The organism is Cupriavidus sp. 94F1, from assembly GCF_057798875.1.
Genome location: NZ_JBYOJT010000012.1, coordinates 112,626 through 129,057, shown reverse-complemented (window position 1 = coordinate 129,057; position 16,432 = coordinate 112,626). Strand labels below are relative to the sequence as shown.

At 61.4% G+C, this 16,432-nt stretch carries 17 protein-coding genes and 1 pseudogene; 12 read left to right on the top strand and 6 right to left on the bottom strand.

The annotated features are described in order from the left end of the window. Positions 1-193 precede the first annotated feature (193 nt). Positions 194-718, top strand: coding sequence for an AAA family ATPase (locus AC3FJ6_RS23400; RefSeq protein ID WP_488773963.1), 525 nt, complete (start codon positions 194-196; stop codon positions 716-718). Between the two features lie 79 nt (positions 719-797). On the opposite strand, the gene AC3FJ6_RS23395 is transcribed toward AC3FJ6_RS23400, so the two are convergent. Further along, positions 798-1,220: a transglutaminase-like domain-containing protein gene (locus AC3FJ6_RS23395; protein WP_488773961.1), complete on the bottom strand. Its 423-nt coding sequence runs from the start codon at positions 1,218-1,220 to the stop codon at positions 798-800. Positions 1,221-1,395: 175 nt separating this feature from the next. On the opposite strand from AC3FJ6_RS23395, the gene AC3FJ6_RS23390 reads away from it, so the two are divergent. The 11 genes and pseudogenes from AC3FJ6_RS23390 (at position 1,396) to AC3FJ6_RS23340 (ending at position 9,727) form a co-directional block, all read left to right on the top strand. Next, positions 1,396-1,725, top strand: coding sequence for an ArsR/SmtB family transcription factor (locus AC3FJ6_RS23390; RefSeq protein WP_488773960.1), 330 nt, complete (start codon positions 1,396-1,398; stop codon positions 1,723-1,725). A gap of 3 nt (positions 1,726-1,728) precedes the next feature. Then, positions 1,729-2,217 carry an ArsI/CadI family heavy metal resistance metalloenzyme gene (locus tag AC3FJ6_RS23385; RefSeq protein WP_488773959.1) on the top strand — a complete coding sequence of 163 codons (489 nt, stop codon included), beginning with the start codon at positions 1,729-1,731 and terminating at the stop codon, positions 2,215-2,217. Between the two features lie 85 nt (positions 2,218-2,302). After that, positions 2,303-2,815 (top strand): arsenate reductase ArsC, encoded by a 513-nt coding sequence (locus AC3FJ6_RS23380; RefSeq protein WP_488773958.1) that lies wholly within the window; start codon positions 2,303-2,305, stop codon positions 2,813-2,815. Next, complete coding sequence (gene arsB, locus AC3FJ6_RS23375; protein ID WP_488773957.1) at positions 2,812-3,876, top strand: ACR3 family arsenite efflux transporter; 1,065 nt, start codon at positions 2,812-2,814, stop codon at positions 3,874-3,876. Before AC3FJ6_RS23380 ends, arsB begins: the two co-directional genes overlap by 4 nt. An 8-nt stretch (positions 3,877-3,884) precedes the next feature. After that, positions 3,885-4,307 carry an arsenate reductase (glutaredoxin) gene (arsC, locus tag AC3FJ6_RS23370; protein WP_488773956.1) on the top strand — a complete coding sequence of 141 codons (423 nt, stop codon included), beginning with the start codon at positions 3,885-3,887 and terminating at the stop codon, positions 4,305-4,307. After that, positions 4,304-5,068, top strand: a complete 765-nt coding sequence (gene arsH / locus AC3FJ6_RS23365; protein ID WP_488773955.1) for an arsenical resistance protein ArsH — start codon at positions 4,304-4,306, stop codon at positions 5,066-5,068. The genes arsC and arsH overlap by 4 nt, the downstream gene beginning before the upstream one ends. 17 nt (positions 5,069-5,085) lie before the next feature. Then, a pseudogene (locus AC3FJ6_RS23360) lies at positions 5,086-6,292 on the top strand (MFS transporter). Between the two features lie 329 nt (positions 6,293-6,621). Beyond that, positions 6,622-6,813, top strand: coding sequence for a hypothetical protein (locus AC3FJ6_RS23355; protein ID WP_029051498.1), 192 nt, complete (start codon positions 6,622-6,624; stop codon positions 6,811-6,813). 66 nt (positions 6,814-6,879) lie between these two features. Beyond that, the gene (locus AC3FJ6_RS23350; RefSeq protein WP_474230707.1) at positions 6,880-7,506 is read left to right on the top strand and encodes a tyrosine-type recombinase/integrase; all 627 of its coding nucleotides are present in this window, start codon (positions 6,880-6,882) and stop codon (positions 7,504-7,506) included. A 290-nt stretch (positions 7,507-7,796) separates the two neighbouring features. Continuing rightward, on the top strand, positions 7,797-7,925 hold the full coding sequence (locus AC3FJ6_RS23345) for a hypothetical protein (protein WP_488773954.1): 129 nt from the start codon (positions 7,797-7,799) through the stop codon (positions 7,923-7,925). Between the two features lie 566 nt (positions 7,926-8,491). Next, entirely contained in the window at positions 8,492-9,727 is a 1,236-nt protein-coding gene (locus AC3FJ6_RS23340; protein WP_488773953.1) for an NAD(P)/FAD-dependent oxidoreductase, read from the top strand. An 88-nt stretch (positions 9,728-9,815) separates the two neighbouring features. Here the strand turns inward: AC3FJ6_RS23340 and AC3FJ6_RS23335 are convergent, their stop codons facing one another. From AC3FJ6_RS23335 to AC3FJ6_RS23315, 5 genes are all read right to left on the bottom strand, one after another. Beyond that, positions 9,816-12,644 (bottom strand): ATP-dependent Clp protease ATP-binding subunit, encoded by a 2,829-nt coding sequence (locus AC3FJ6_RS23335; RefSeq protein ID WP_488773952.1) that lies wholly within the window; start codon positions 12,642-12,644, stop codon positions 9,816-9,818. Between the two features lie 123 nt (positions 12,645-12,767). After that, entirely contained in the window at positions 12,768-13,190 is a 423-nt protein-coding gene (locus tag AC3FJ6_RS23330) for a PRC-barrel domain-containing protein (protein WP_488773951.1), read from the bottom strand. 306 nt (positions 13,191-13,496) lie between these two features. Next, positions 13,497-13,811: a helix-turn-helix transcriptional regulator gene (locus AC3FJ6_RS23325; protein WP_488773950.1), complete on the bottom strand. Its 315-nt coding sequence runs from the start codon at positions 13,809-13,811 to the stop codon at positions 13,497-13,499. A gap of 732 nt (positions 13,812-14,543) precedes the next feature. Continuing rightward, positions 14,544-15,053, bottom strand: a complete 510-nt coding sequence (locus tag AC3FJ6_RS23320; RefSeq protein WP_488773985.1) for a phosphate-starvation-inducible PsiE family protein — start codon at positions 15,051-15,053, stop codon at positions 14,544-14,546. Positions 15,054-15,185: 132 nt separating this feature from the next. Beyond that, the gene (locus tag AC3FJ6_RS23315; RefSeq protein ID WP_488773984.1) at positions 15,186-16,187 is read right to left on the bottom strand and encodes an LLM class oxidoreductase; all 1,002 of its coding nucleotides are present in this window, start codon (positions 16,185-16,187) and stop codon (positions 15,186-15,188) included. Positions 16,188-16,432: the final 245 nt, after the last annotated feature.

Genomic DNA, 16,432 nt, shown 5'->3' with positions numbered 1-16,432 from the left:
CAGTCAGTCGGAACGTTGTCCTAATCAACACGGGGAACTCCATGAAGGCGGCGGGGCGGTGCCCATACGAGAATCGGCGTAGTCATGTCAAAAGCTTCGCCGGCATTAATTAGAAGCCGCAGGATCCGGATGCTTCGTAGCCACGACAGCACATCGATATAATCAGCCCTTCACTTCAATTCCGATTGCTGGCATGTATATCCTGATCACAGGGGCGGCAGGCTCCGGCACATCAACGTTGGCTACCGCCCTTGGCGAAGCTACCCACGCGCGTGTCCTCGAAACCGACGACTATTTCTGGCGCCCCACCGATCCACCGTACCAACAGAAGTTCGGAGCCGAGGAACGCTGCTCCTTACTGCTGAACGACTTGCACGGGAGTCCCGAAGCTGTCGTGGCGGGCGCTGTAATCGATTGGGGCCAAGAACTTGAGAATGCTTTTGATCTTTTGGTCTTTCTCTACCTTCCCACCGCTATCCGTCTAGCTCGGCTCAAGCTGCGTGAAGAGCGCCGCTTTGGGCAGGCTGATCCGGAATTTATGGCGTGGGCCGCCCAGTATGACGCTGGCACTGCAGAAGGTCGTAGTCTTGAACGCCACAGGCAGTGGATGAAGAAGCTGAATTGCCCTGTGCTCTGCTTGGAGCGCGACGAATCGGTAGAAATCAGGCTGCAGAGCGTTCTCGCAGCCCGAAACGCCATCATCCAAGGAAGCCATTAGATATGAAAAGCCAATCTCGTTTTAGCATTTTTAACCACGAAATCGACACGGACGCAAAGGTGGTCCGGTCATTTCAGCGTTATCCGTTATGAACAAGGCGCGCCTCGCTCTCAGCGTATGGCCCCATCGCCGGATCCGCGCCATAGTCCAGGCTGCTGGAAATACGGGCCGGGATGCTCGGCGCGCGACAGATGGCGATCATCAAATGAGCGAAATCCCGGCACACCCCCGTACGCTCCACGAGCGTATCGATCGCCGACGTCCCCTCGTTGGTCGACCGTGAAAGAAAGCACACATGGTTGCGCACCCACCCCCGTATAGCATACGCGCGCGGGTAGCCTTGCCGCATGCCGCCAAACTCGCGCATCGCAAATTCCATCATGCGGTCAGATTCGCAATAACGGCTCGGGGCCAGGTAGGGCAGCACTTGGAATGGCAAGTCGGCGACCGCGACCTGCGATAGCGTTTCGCCATCATCGAGCCGATGCTCGATCTCCACCACGGCCTCATACCGAATTCCCAAGCGGCCCTTGTTCTTTACTCAGGACACGTTGCTCGCTGTCTCACGTACCTCGCTAACTAGACGCCGTATATTGACCCGGCTGAGCCACCTGCTGAGGCCGACCGTTCACAAAAGTACGCTTGCAACGCTTTTATGATTCGACTATATTCGAATCATGGAAACCGATAACGCCCTCGAAGCGCTTGCCGCGCTCGCCCACGCCGTCCGTCTGGCTGTGTTCCGCCTGCTCGTGCAGGCCGGCCCCCAAGGCCTGCCGGCTGGCCGCATTGCCGAACTGATGGAGATGCCGGCCTCCTCGCTGTCATTCCATCTCAAGGAATTACACCGCGCCGGTCTGCTGGCCAGCCGCCAGGAGGGCCGCTCGATCATCTACATGGCGCGCTTCGAGACCATGAATGCCCTGCTCGGCTATCTCACGGAGAACTGCTGTGGCGGCAATCCGTGTTCGCCGGTGTCCTCCTGTTCCGTCGCCACGGAGTCCTGAACCATGAAGCGCTTCCACGTCCATGTCAGCGTGGCCGATCTGCCGGCCAGCATCCGCTACTACTCGGCCCTGTTCGCTGCCGAACCCATCGTCGTCCGCGACGACTACGCCAAGTGGGCGCTGGACGACCCGCGCGTGAACTTCGCGATCTCCAATCGCACGGAGAAGCTGGGGGTGGACCATCTGGGCATCCAGGTGGAGACCGACGCGGAGCTTGCCGAGATGCAGGCGCGCCTCGCCAGCGCCGACCTGCCCATGCAGTCCCAGTCCGAGACGAACTGCTGCTACGCAACCTCGAACAAGCATTGGTCGGTCGACCCGACGGGGATCGCCTGGGAGTCGTTCCACACGCTCGGCAGTGCGCCGACGTATGGCGAATCGCGTGACCGTACCGCCGAAGCCGCCGCGTGCTGTGTACCAATCCCGGTGACCGTCACGCCGAAGCCATCCGCCAAGACCGCCTGCTGCACCCCGGAATCCGGCTGCTGCTGAGTACTCGCTAACCCGCCTCCCCCATCGAGCCTCATACGAGGAGGCACCTGCTCGCCCGAACGTCGCCCAATCACCCAACGACCACATGCCCGACAAGACTTTCAACGTACTGGTGCTGTGCACCGGCAACTCCGCCCGCAGCGTCATGGCCGAAGCGCTGTTCAATGTCCTCGGCAAGGGACGCTTTCACTCCTACAGCGCCGGCAGCCATCCCTCTGGCACGGTCAACCCCTTTGCCATCGAGCGCTGCCAGTCGATCGGCTACGACACATCCGGCCTGCGCAGCAAGAGCTGGGACGAGTTCGCCCTGCCCGACGCACCCAGGATGGACTTCGTCATCACCGTCTGCGACCAGGCCGCGGGCGAGGTCTGCCCGATCTGGCCGGGCACGCCCATCACCGCACATTGGGGCTTCATAGACCCCGCCGCGATTCAGGGCTCGGACGAAGAGAAGCGCAAGGTCTTCGACCAGGTCTTTCGTCAGATCCTGACCCGCGTCAGCCAGTTCGTGAACCTGCCATTGCACGTACTGGACCATAACGCCATCCAGAAGGAGATGCGCGCCATCGGCGAACAGCCTGTAGAGGCCGGGCAATGAGCACCGCGCAGCGGGCCGCGGGGGCCGCGCAGCCCAGCGCCATTGGCTTCTTCGAGCGCTACCTGACCGTCTGGGTGGCGCTCTGCATCGTGGCGGGCATCCTGCTCGGCCAATGGCTGCCACCGGTCTTTCAGGCCATTGGCGCCATGGAGGTCGCACAGGTGAACTTGCCGGTCGGCGTGCTGATCTGGATCATGATCATCCCGATGCTGATCAAGATCGATTTCGGTGCCATGGGCCAGGTCGCGGGACACTGGCGCGGCATCGGCGTGACGTTGTTCGTGAACTGGCTGGTCAAGCCGTTCTCGATGGCGTTGCTGGGCTGGATCTTCGTGCGCCATCTATTCGCTGGCTGGCTGCCCGCCGAGCAGCTCGACAGCTACATCGCCGGCCTGATCCTGCTGGCGGCGGCACCCTGCACAGCGATGGTGTTCGTCTGGTCGCAACTCTGCAAGGGCGACCCCTACTTCACGCTGTCGCAGGTGGCGCTCAACGACGCGATCATGGTCGTGGCCTTCGCGCCCGTCGTCGCGCTGCTCCTGGGTCTGTCGTCGATCACCGTGCCGTGGGACACGCTCATCACTTCGGTCGCGCTCTACATTGTGGTGCCGGTGCTGATCGCGCAGGTCGTCCGCAGGGCGTTGCTGGCACGAGGCGAAGCCACCTACAAGCGAGTGGTCGGTGCGCTGGGGCCCTACTCGATCACCGCGCTGCTCGCGACGCTGGTGCTGCTGTTCGGCTTCCAGGGCAATGCCATCGTCGAGCAGCCGCTGATCATCCTGCTGCTGGCCGTACCGATCCTGATCCAGGTCCTGCTGAACTCCGGCCTGGCCTACCTGCTCAATCGCAAGCTCGGCGTCGCCCACTGCGTGGCGGGCCCATCGGCGCTGATCGGCGCAAGCAACTTCTTCGAGCTGGCCGTGGCCACCGCCATCAGCCTGTTCGGTTTCCAGTCGGGCGCGGCGCTCGCCACCGTCGTCGGCGTGCTGATCGAGGTCCCCGTGATGCTGTTCGTCGTCGGCGTGGTCAACCGTTCGCAGCACTGGTACGAATCGCACTGAGATACCCCATGACCGTCACCATCTATCACAACCCCGCCTGCGGCACATCGCGCAACACGCTCGCCATGATCCGCAACGCCGGCATCGAGCCGACCGTCGTCGAGTACCTGAGCACGCCGCCCGACCGGCAGACCTTGCAGGCAATGATCCGCGACGCCGGGCTTACCGTGCGCGAAGCCATCCGCGAGAAGGGCAGGCCCTATGCCGAGCTTGGTCTCGCCGACCCGTCGATGACCGATGGCCAATTGCTGGACGCGATGCTGGCCCATCCGCTCCTGATCAACCGGCCCTTCGTCGTCACCGAGTTGGGCGTACGGCTGTGCCGGCCGTCGGAGCTGGTGCTAGACATCCTGCCGGCGCCGCAGCAAGGCGCCTTCACTAAGGAAGACGGCGAGCCTGTCATCGACGCGCAAGGGCGGAGAATCCAATGACCGCGGATCTTCCCAATATCGTCCATGCGGTGCTCGATACGCCTGAGCTCTATAAGCTGGAACCGCCACGCGTCAGCACCCACCCGCCGCGCATCCTGCTGCTCTACGGTTCGCTGCGCGAGACTTCCTATAGCCGGCTGCTGGTGCAGGAAGCCGAACGGATTCTCCAGCACTTCGGGGCGGAGACCCGCGTGTTCGACCCGCGCGACCTGCCGATGGCGGACAGCGTGCCCGCTGATCACCCCAAGGTGGTCGAACTGCGCAAGCTCTCCGAGTGGTCGGAAGGCCAGGTCTGGTGTAGCCCCGAGCGCCATGGCACGGTGACGGCCGTCTTCAAGAACCAGATCGACTGGCTCCCGCTGGAGATTGGCGGCATTCGCCCGACCCAGGGCCGCACGCTGGCCGTCATGCAGGTGTGCGGCGGCTCGCAGTCGTTCAACGCCGTCAACACGCTGCGCGTGCTGGGCCGATGGATGCGCATGATCACGATTCCGAACCAGTCGTCGGTGGCCAAGGCGTACCAGGAGTTCGACGGCAACGGCCGCATGAAGCCGTCGTCCTACTACGACCGCGTGGTCGACGTCATGGAAGAGCTCGTCAAGTTCACGCTGCTGGTGCGTGACCGCAGCGACTACCTGACGGACCGCTACAGCGAGCGCAAGGAAGCCGCGCCCGCCAACGCGACGACGCTGGCAGCGGCGGCCATGCAGCACGAGAACGAGGCCCAGACCGGCGACACCGACAGCAGCGAAGTGGAATAACCAGGAACGGGATGGCCATTGAGCCGAGCAGTAGCGTGATCGCCAGGCTGGGGATTGCCCAGACGCTGGCCTGGGGTTCGACCTACTACCTGCCCGCCATGCTCGCAACGCCCATGGCCAAGGATCTTGGTGTCTCCACGCCGACGATCTTTGCTGCCTTCAGCGTCGCACTGGTGGTGTCCGCATTGCTGGGGCCCGCTGCTGGGGGCATGATCGATCGCACGGGAGGACGATCGGTGCTCGTGGCCACAAGCCTTTTGTTTGCTATCGGACTCGCCGGGCTTGGCCTGGCACAGGGCGCCGTGGGCCTCTTCGCCGCCTGGGTGATTCTGGGTATCGGCATGGGCGCCGGGCTCTACGAAGCGGCGTTCGCCACGCTGGTAGCGCTGTACGGCAACCGTTCGCGCGGCGCGATCACCGGCATCACACTCATCGCCGGCTTCGCCAGCACGGTCGGCTGGCCGCTCTCGACCTACATGGAGGCGCACATCGGGTGGCGCGGTGCCTGCCTGTCCTGGTCGGCGCTGCATCTCACGCTTGGGCTGGCCCTGAACCTGAGCATGCCGCGGATGGCAGCCGGAGCGAATGCGCCCAGCGAAGCCGTGCCATCAACGCGTAGTGATCGGCCGCACCCGGGTGACGAGCGTTCGCAGCGGACGGCTTCCTATGCGCTGACCTTCGTTTTCGCGGCGACCTGGTTTATCAGCACAGCGATGGCCGCACACCTTCCGCGGCTGCTGCAGGCGGCTGCTGCAGGCGGGTGGGGCGTCGTTGGCCATGGCCGTGATGGTGGGCGCGCTGATCGGACCCGCGCAAGTCGGTGCCCGGATCCTGGAGTTCGGCCTGCTGCGCAAGGTCCACCCCTTGCTGTCGGCGCGGATCGCGGCGGCGCTGCATCCCATCGGCGCATTGGCGTTCGGTGTGGCCGGGGCGCCCGCGGCGGCCCTGTTTGGCGTCCTACACGGGGCGGGCAACGGCATTCTCACGATTGCCAAGGGCACGCTGCCGCTGGTTATTTTCGGGCCGGGCGGGTATGGCCACCGTCAGGGCTTGTTAATGGTGCCGGCCCGCGTCGCCCAAGCAATGGCGCCGTAGCTCTTCGGCATGCTGCTCGATTCCTTGGGCGCTAGGGCGCTCTGGGTGTCGTCGGCTCTTGGATTCGCCTCGATCCTAACGCTATTTCTTCTGCACGGACAGAGGCGCACGGCAGCCGCCGCTGCATAAGCCACGGTTCGCTTGCTTTCGAACGACCGCTCTGCGGCGGTGTCCTGCCTCTGGGAGCGCAGTTGCTGGCTGGCGGGAATAGGCTGTCACCGCCCACTCATCAAGACCCACCTCTGTCCCGGACAGAAGCTCGGCGATTGAATCTCGGCAATCAGTGAATCGGCAAGATCCGAAACTGCCCCCGCACGAAAATGTTGGTCCTATGCTTGCGCTCTTCGGAGCCTGCTGTGCCCTCGCGCGCATCCTGAGAAAGATTGGCAACTCGCTGATCCATGGAGATCTCCGGCCGTCACATGCTGTAATCCCCTTTTCTGCCATGGAGATACGCGATGGATGACCATACCCAAATTCTCGTCTGCAAATGCGGCGTCACCGTCCGGATCCGCGAACTGCACTTCGAGATTGGAGGCAACCAGGCCTTGGACTGGGCGCCATGTCCACTGTGCTATCGGAAGCTCTACCAGATGAGCGTCGAAGGCGTCGTGTCAGCGGAGTTGGTTTCGGAAGCGGAGTGGGACTAGCGCCCGCCACTTGAGAGGTTCCGGCACAGGCGCAGAATGGGCTCCCATCCACTCCAGGAGTGAGTCATGACTACCTCCCAACCATCTGTAAGCCGCCGTGCCCCGTGGAACAAGGGAAGACTAACGGGGCAAAAGCCTCCTCTGAAGCTGTCCGAGATTTGGGCAATCCGTACGCGCCTTCAGCTCACCGCTAGCACGAGAGACTTGGCGTTGTTCAACCTCGCCATCGACAGCAAGCTGCGCGCTTGCGATTTGATTCGTCTCCGCGTACAAGATGTCAGCGTAGGAAGCCAAGTTGGCATGCGTGCGACGGTCATGCAACAGAAGACGCATCGACCCGTGCAATTTGAGATTACTGGACAGACTCGGGAATGCCTCCAGGCCTGGATACGCGCACGGGGATTGAGCTGTGGCGACTTCTTGTTCCCCAGTCGTTTGCGCTCGTCGCCCCATCTATCGACCCGACAATATGCGCGGTTGGTCCATCGCTGGATAGCGTCAATCGGCCTTGACACTTCCGCTTATGGGACGCATTCAATCCGGCGAACCAAGGTCTCGCTAATCTATAGACGGACCAGAAACCTGAGAGCTGTCCAACTGCTCCTCGGGCATACAAAGCTCGAGAGTACCGTCCGGTATCTGGGAATTGAGGTAGATGACGCCTTGGAGATTGCTGAGCAAACTGAAGTCTAACCATACTTCTGGCCGGCAGGCGGGCGCTTGCCGGCCAGAAGCGGTCCGTTGATGGGTCCCGTGCCAATGACCGTTTAGCAATCCGTTTTCAGCCATAGATGCGAGAGCCAGCACAAATCTTCAGACCACGATGCGGAGGCCACGTGCGCTACGCTGGATTGACATGGCAAAGGTCAGAGGCAAAAAAGTAGGCGCTGTCGCGCTCAGCCGCCACGACCAGACAGCTCTGGGCCGGAGGCAACTTCGCTTTCGGCCAGGCTTCGCGCATTTCGCAGGCGGAGCAGTTCCGCATGGCAGAGGCGCAAACACTGCAAGGTCCGCATTGCCAGCGCGACGTCGCCCCCGTCCTTGGCGGCCGCTCGGACGCGGCAGATCTGGCAGCGGATGCGCTCACGCGCTCGCTGAACTTCATCGCCTAGTTCGCCGGCAGTCCGTCCGTATCTCGCTTCATATATCGCCCCGCACATGCCACGCCCCGTCGGCCTGTCCCATTCCCACGGTACCGGAAAGCCGTTCCGTCTCGCATATCCACAACGCATGGATTTTGAACACCAGACCCGGTCCGGTCGTGCCTGTGCGGGGGTGGAGACCCATCGCCGGCTTCGCACACCAGCGGACGAAATTTCCCAACCGCCCGACCTTGCCTACTCTCAATAGAGCCGCATGCCCTGCAATAGCCGGCGCCGGGGCGCCTGAGCCGCTGTACTTAAGGCGATGCGCGAACGGCGGTGCTGCAGTCGATCTGAGCAGGATTGTGGAAACAGTAGAGGCGGACGCGTTGACAGGACGATGCACTCGGAGCGCGTCGAAGTCGCTGAGCGCCGTACATCTTCCAGACCGTCCACCGCAGATGTATCGCTGTCAGGGACCGCAGAAATTGGACAAACCGAGACAGCATCAAAAAAGACACTCACTTGAACACGCGCCTATTGTAGTTCCACTCGCGCAGACGGACTGGCACGGACGACGCACCTGGAGCTACCTTATGGTCAAGATCTATGGAAGAATGCGCACGGCCAGTGGCTATGCGATTCGCGACTTCCTTCATCGCAGCGACATCCCTTTCGAATGGATCGAACTTACTTGCGATGAAGATGCCGCATCGCTTGCACGCGTGCAGCATCTGTCTGATCCTCGCTTGCCCGTGTGCGTCTTCAATGATGGAACACGGCTCGAAGGCCCTACCATCCGGCAGATCACCGAAAAGCTCGGCTGGTTTGCCTACCCCTCACGCTCGGAATACGACCTCGCCATTTACGGCGCCGGACCCGCAGGACTGAGCGCGGCGGTATATGGTGCATCGGAAGGGCTACGCACGGTGCTGGTGGAGCGGTGGGCCCTCGGGGGTCAAGCCGGTAGCAGCTCGAAGATTGAGAACTACCTCGGTTTTCCGGATGGCATCGGCGGCCGGGAACTCGCCGACCGTGCCCGCGCCCAGGCAATGAAATTCGGCTCGGAGATACTTCTTGCGCGTGCCGGCATGCGCGCGGAATTTCCGCCGGGCAAGGGCATCGTCCACCTGGAAGACGGCACCCGCATCACGGCTCGAACGTCAATCTGCGCGACCGGCGTGACGTATCGAAAGCTGGGGCTGGCAGACGAGGAACGCTTCTTCGGCTCCGGCCTTTACTATGGCGCAGGCGCGAGCGAAGCGGCGCTGATGCATGACGAGGACGTCTACATCGTCGGCGGGGGAAACTCGGCGGGCCAGGCGGCGATGTACTTCGCGCAGTCTGCCAATCGCGTCTGCATGGTCGTGCGCGACGCGTCGCTCAAGCATACTCTCTCGCAGTATCTGGTGGACCGCGTAAACTCTGCACCGAATATCGAAGTTAAGACATGTACCGTTGTCACGGCGCTTGTCGGGGACGAGACGCTGCGTGAAGTCACGCTGACCGATGCGCGCACCGGCCAGCGCCGCAACGTGAAGACACACTGGCTCTTTGTCTGCATCGGCGGCGTGCCCCAAACAGAATGGGCCGAACAGGTGGGCATCGTGCGTGATGAGGCGGGTTACCTCGTCACCGGTCCAGACCTGCGCGAGTTCGATCACGGGCTGCGATGGCCTCTGGAGCGCGCACCTCTACATCTTGAGACCAGCATGCCGGGCGTGTTCGCTGCGGGAGACGTGCGACACGCGTCGATCAAGCGTGTGGCATCGGCAGTAGGTGAAGGGGCAATGTGCGTGGCACTGGTGCATCGCTATCTGAACGGCGGCTGAACGGCCGCGCCCGGTTGTTCCGAGGATGGCCGAGGCTCGCAGGCGACCCGTGCAAGCGGACATCGCCCAGAGCCTTCCATCACGCGTATCACACGTGCGCCGGTTTCTCCTCCTGGGTCTGCCGCGCCGCCTCCGCATTGGCGGCTGCCTTCTGCACGCGCACCGCATTCGCGCCAGAGTCGTAGGTGATCGTCACCTTGTCGCCGTCGCGCACATCGCCACGCAGCAGCGCATCGGCGAGTTGAGACTCCACTTCCGCCCGAATCTTGCGCTTGAGCATCCGTGCGCCGAACTCGGGGTCGTACCCAATCTCCGCGAGATGATTACGCAGTGAATCGTCGAACGACAAGTTGATATTCTGACCGGCCGCTGTGCGCTTCACGCGCGAGAGTTGCAGATCAACAATACTGCGGATCTCCGCCTTTCCGAGGGCGTGGAACACCACCACTTCATCGATGCGGTTCAGGAACTCGGGTCTGAAATGATGGCGCAGCACTTCCATCAGCCGGTCGCGCAGCGCGGGATAGTCGAGCTGCTTCTTGTCGGCACGCATGTTGTCCTGAATCATCTGCGATCCAATATTGCTTGTCGCGATGATGATCGTGTTCGTGAAATCCACGAGGCGTCCCTTTCCGTCGGTGAGACGGCCTTCGTCGAAGAGCTGCAGCAGAATATTGTGCACCTCGGAATGCGCCTTCTCGATCTCGTCGAGCAGCACCACGCAATAGGGGCGGCGCCGCACGCGCTCAGTCAACTGACCGCCTTCCTCATAGCCAACATAACCCGGAGGCGCTCCCACCAACCGCGCCACGGTATGCCGCTCGGAATACTCACTCATATCGATGCGAATCAACGCGCTCTCATCGTCGAACACGCAGGCAGCGAGCGCTTTGGCGAGTTCGGTTTTGCCCACGCCAGTCGGCCCAAGAAACAGGAAACTCGCAGTCGGCTTGCCGCCTTCAGTGAGACCGGCACGTGACAGCCGCACAGCTTTCGCGACGGCGCTGACCGCCTCATCCTGGCCGACCACGCGCTCCCTCAGGCGCTCCTCGAGACGAAGCAACTTCTCTCTGTCCTCCGCGGTGAGCTCTGACACCGGCACGCCGGTGAGCGACGCCACGACCTGCGCGATATCCTCCGCCGTCACATTCTGCGAACTCGTGCCGCGTTCCTTCTTCCACGCTTCTGTCGCATCGTTAAGGCGCTCCTGCTCGGAGTTGAGTTTCTCTTCCAGTTCCTTCGCCTTGTCGAACTGCTTCGCGGCACTTGCCGCATCCTGTTCCTGACGGGTGCGCCGGATACTTGCCTCGATGTCGTGCAACTTCGTCGGCCTGGAATTGGATGCGATACGCACGCGCGCGGCCGCCTGATCGAGCAGGTCGATCGCCTTGTCTGGCAGGAATCGCGCGGCGATATAGCGGTCCGACAGCTTCGCCGCAGCGGCGATGGCCTCCTCGGTGATCTTTACCTTGTGATGCGCCTCGAGGCGGTCGCGCAAACCGCGCAGAATTTCGATGGTTTCCGCGACGCTCGGCTCGGGTACGTTCACCGGCTGAAAGCGGCGCTCGAGGGCGGAGTCCTTCTCGATGTACTTCTGGTATTCATTGAGCGTCGTGGCGCCTACTAGGTGCAGTTCGCCGCGCGCGAGCGCCGGCTTGAAGACGTTACCGATGTCCAGTCCACCCTCTCCGCCGCCCTGGCCAGCGCCCACGATCGTATGCAGTTCATCAATGAAGACAATCAGCCGGTCCTGGTTCTCGACGATCTCATCGAGCACCTGCTTCACGCGCTCTTCGAACTCACCACGGTATTTAGCCCCCGCGACCACACTGTTAATGTTCAACTCGACGACACGCTTGCCGCGCAGTACTTCCGGAACCTGGTCCTGCGCGATACGCTGCGCGAGTCCTTCCACGATGGCCGTCTTGCCGACGCCCGGCTCGCCGATCAACACTGGGTTGTTCTTGCGCCGGCGGGCCAAAACCTCAATAGTCGTTTCGATTTCCTTATCGCGGCCGATCACCGGATCGAGCTTGCCGCGACGCGCGAGATCGCTGAGGTCGCGCGCGTACTTGTCCAGCGTTGGCGTGGTGGATCGTCCCTCGACGGTCCCTTCCTCGGCGCCCTTGCCGACCACCTTGACAGTCTTCTGCCGGAGCGAATGCGACGATAGCCCGTACTTCCGCAGCAACTCGCCCGCGAAACCATCTTCCTCTTCGACGAGCCCGATCAGGATATGCTCCGGCCCAACATAACTGTGACCGAGCTCCCGCGACGCGGTGAGCGCGCTCTCCAGTGCGCTTTTTGCGCGCGGCGATACGCCGATGCGTTCCTCTTCCGCCCTCTCCGCGCGTGTGCCACGTGGGGCGCTCTGATCGACAGTCTTCTTGATCTCTTCGGGATCCAGCTTGAATTCGCGGAGGATCTCCTGCACCACGTTATTGTCGGTGAGTGCGAGCAACAAGTGTTCAGTATCGACTTCTGACTTGCCGAACTCGACCGCTTTTTGCGCGGCCGCCTGCAAGCGGTCGAGACCGCTATCACTCAGGAACGTCTGCAGGTCAACAGCTTCGCGCGCACGGCGATGCCGACGCGGCCGCCCCCCAGGTGTCCCCCCGCGTGTACCCTCGCCTGCGCCACCGTTGCCACCTTCACTAGCGCTCGCACGCGTCTCGTCCGCGTGGCCAAGGGAATACGAGCCGCTCCGCCTACCTTCAGGCGGCGACCACATATCGTCAAAAAGACTTTCAAAGAGCCCGCCGTGAAAGAGCGACTCAAGGGGCGAGAGGCTGCGCTGGTGGCGAGCCATGAACTCCACATAGTGTTTGTCGCACAGCGTCAACTGACGGCGCTGGCCGTTCTCGGTGATTGTGATCTGCGAGGTCGCCGGCTTTCCACAAACGCTGCAAGTGGCCATGATGATCTCCGTTGGAGAGATAGTAGAGGACTGAAGGTTCGCCTCGGTGCGACTCCTATTCCATGGACTCGCCGAAGCGGCCCGAACCGTCAGTCACGCGTGCTGCGGTGTCGCCGCCCGATATCAGCCCTTGGCATACTCGAACTCCGGCAGTTTTTTCAGCGCATCCTTGTTTGCGCCGGGCAGGACTGCCTTCGGTGCAATCTGCTTGAAACGCTGTACGGGGATGGCGACACGATGCGTCGCCATCCCGAGAAAGCCGCCCACGTCGATAATTGCCGCAGAGAGCGAGCCATCGGGCGCCACAATCAGGTCGTCGACTCGGCCGATCTTCTCGTTCTTTTCGTTGTAGACATCGGTGTGGATCATCTTCGATGCGCGCCAGCCCGTTGCAACCACCTGCGCCTCGGTGACGGTTACGCCAAGTGTCGTCTTGCCCACGATGGGCGCATCCTGCGCTGTCGCGGCGTTGCCCAATAGGCCACCCGCGAATAGCGAAAGCAAGAGGGCCGAAAGCCTTGCGGCCGATATCAGGTGAGTCTTCATGGTGTTCTCCGGAATGCGCAGCGGGATAGATGTACGCCCGACGCAGGATGTGGTCACGAGTGCATGGGTATGTTCTGGCACGCCCGTCCCGCGCACCCAGGCCGAGGACCAGTAGCTTCGCGCCTGTGACAAATCGCGTCGGTATTTGTCATCCAGACGAGAGCAAGGGCGCCTGCGGGGCGAGCAACACAAAGATGCGACTGTGGTAAAGCATACGTCCAGGACGCGTCTGGTTCTTTCGAGTTTCTGCGCAGAGGTGTCGGATTCCTGCACGTGTCGTTGACTCAGGATCGGGGCCTGAGGGGGTCACCAAGTCGTCGGTTGGTTCTGTGCGAGACGGAAAGCCCTGGGCGTGCAGCCCACATATTGATGAAACACCGCGGTGAAGTGCTGCTGTGTTTGAAAGCCTGCGCGTGCCGCCACATCGACCAGCGGGAGACTTCCTTCGTGAAGCATTAGCTTCGCAAGTCTCAACCTTCTGGTAGTCAGATAGAAGTGCGGCGTAAGTCCCGTCGCGTTCTTGAAGGCATGCGCAAAATGCGACGCACTCATGTTCACCAGCGCGGCGAGGCGCTCGATCGGCATGTACTCCGCGATGTGCTCTTGAATGAAATCGTCCACGACGCTCAGCTTTAGCTGGGAGAGACTCGAGCCTACGGCAGGTATATCGTCGTAGCATCCGTACCGGCATGCGAGATGAATTGAAATGACCTCGGCGAACGCTGCGACGCACACGGGGTCGGGCGGCTTGCCGATATGCAGCGCCGAAACCGTGTCCGCCGCTCCGCGTAGGAAAGGGTCCCACGCCGTGAACCAGCTTGGGATGTCACACGCCAGAGTTCCGAGCCCCTTTCGCGCGGTGTCCCTCAGCCTTGCCGAACTGAGCGCAAGTACCATGCCCCGCTGATCATCTCTATTCTCCACTTCGATGCTAGCCCACGCTGGCACGATGGCGATAAACGGCGCCCTGACACTAATACCCGCGCCACCACTGGTGGCGCTTGCGCGCACGGTCGTCCCGTCCGCCGGGATAACACACAACATCCATTGCACTGCGTTTACGGATCTGTCGGTGCAGGACACGCCGACGGAGTGGCAGTAAAGACAACGCACTTCTAAGGTACGCGAAATTTTCCCCATGGTGCGTGTATTCCAGGAGGGCGGATCGAACTTGACCCACCGAAGTCTAGTGCCCCGTGACTGTCTGCGTTAGGTGTTCTTTCCATCCATTTCGGACCCTGTCTTTGGTATGGGCCCCTTCATTTCGGAAACCGTCTTTGGGAACGAGTCACATCCATTTTGGCCCGGTCTTCGCTAGAGTGTCCGTCCACATCCATTTCGGACACCCCATTCTCAGACGCGCTCGTTGCAATTTTGTACCGCGCACTCGGAGGTCGCGGCATCGACGGGATCGTCGCGTTGCCGCATCAGCCAGTAGACGCTGCCAAGCGCAACCAGTCCAGCCGCGAGTGCGGCGATGTGAGCCGGGTCCGTGGCCGGATCGAGAATGATGAACTTGCGCGCTATTGCGAGCATCGCGACGAGAATCACGGTCTTGACTTGCACGATGTGATCTCTCCGCAAAACGACGCGGATAATCGAGTGCTTGAACTCCATCGCGATCAAGAGTGTCATCACCATTCCGAAGACCGCCTGGAAGACCGCATGATCCAGAACGTCGAACGCCCCCGACAGCAACAGCGCGATGACGGCCCGGATCAACTGCCACAGCGACACAAGGATGACCACCGAGATCACTAAGCTCAGAACGTGGGCGATGATCCGCTCGAAGCGCTCATAGAAGGTCAACACGCGCCATTGCAGCCGAAGCTTTTCAAGGATCAAAGAAATGGTCCGCCTCATGTGGATACTAATGGGCTTGCGGAAGTGCTGCCGCATCAGGAGACGCCGATGGATGGATGCTTGATCAAAATTGGTCGTGGAATCAGGCGTTCGAAGTTTCTGAGAGCGCGTTCTATCCGGCACTAACCCGTCTTACCAGGCCCTGACGACTTCCGCGTCCGGCTTGGAATCCCGCGCTCGAAAGCGAGGAACCACATGAGTGCCAAGCTCTTCGACGACTTCGGTCGCGCTTCGGTGGCCGTACTTCAGATTCAAGATGACGTGATCGACTCCAATCTGCTGCAGGAGATCAAGCAAGGCAATCAGATGATTCCTGCCGAGCTTAAATCCCAAGTGAATCGGCGATGGCGGCACCGCCGGCGATGCATCGAGGTCAATGTAGAGCGACTGCAGGAACGGCTTGTACTTGCTCCCGGATTGCACGGCAACTTCTTGTCGCCATTTATCTACGAACGACCGTTGGAGGTGAGGAGGACGGGGATAGGTGATCCAACCGCAGCTATGTTTGGCAATCCAATCCAGCGATTGGCGACTGTGTCCGGTCACAAAGAGCGGTATCTCGCTTGTAGTGGGCTTTGGGATCAGGTCGGCGCCGACTAGCTGTCCGTCACTCCAACTAACGCGTTCAAAGCTTGTCTGCTGAACCCGTCGGATCACTTCCACCCTCTCGCGGAAGATCTCGCCTCGCTTTTCCGGGTCGATGTTGAACGCTGGAAACTCAACCGGACGGTCGCCAGAGGCGACTCCCAATAGTAGCCGGCCATTACTCAGTTGATCGATGCTCGCCGCCGCTTTGGCGGTATGCAGCGGGTTGCGCAGCGGCAGCACGATTGAAGCCGTGCCGAGGCCAATTCTCGATGTGTGGGCGGCGATGAATCCCATATAGACCCACGGATCGAATATCTGGCCCACATCGCCAAAATTTGGATCTCTCAGCGGAACATCACGAAACCATAACGCCGAAAACCCTAACCCCTCGGCGCGCTTCGCAAGCGCAACCTGGTTGAGCATCTTCGGCTGATCTCCCTCGAAAGCTTCGATTGGAAAGAACAATCCCAAGCTAAGGGAACCAGGCGAGAAGGCATTTTCAAATCCCTTATGGCGCTGGTAAGGAATAGTACTGGGCTGGTACATCTGCATCCCCCGTTCGAGGAGACTGGTTCGCCAAAGCCCAACGGTAGAAGCTTCACAGGATGGTGTCTTTCGCGATTCTGCTGAATTGTGTCGAAGGTCTGCACTCGCTTCCGCAACGCCGGCCAGTCGCGCGTGCCAGGGTTAGACGCGAATGCTCCAACGCAGCCATATTCAAAGCAGCCAGAGTCCCCGACGGGCGTCGAACAGAATGACTGCAGGATCGTGACATAGCTGAGCAGAAACGG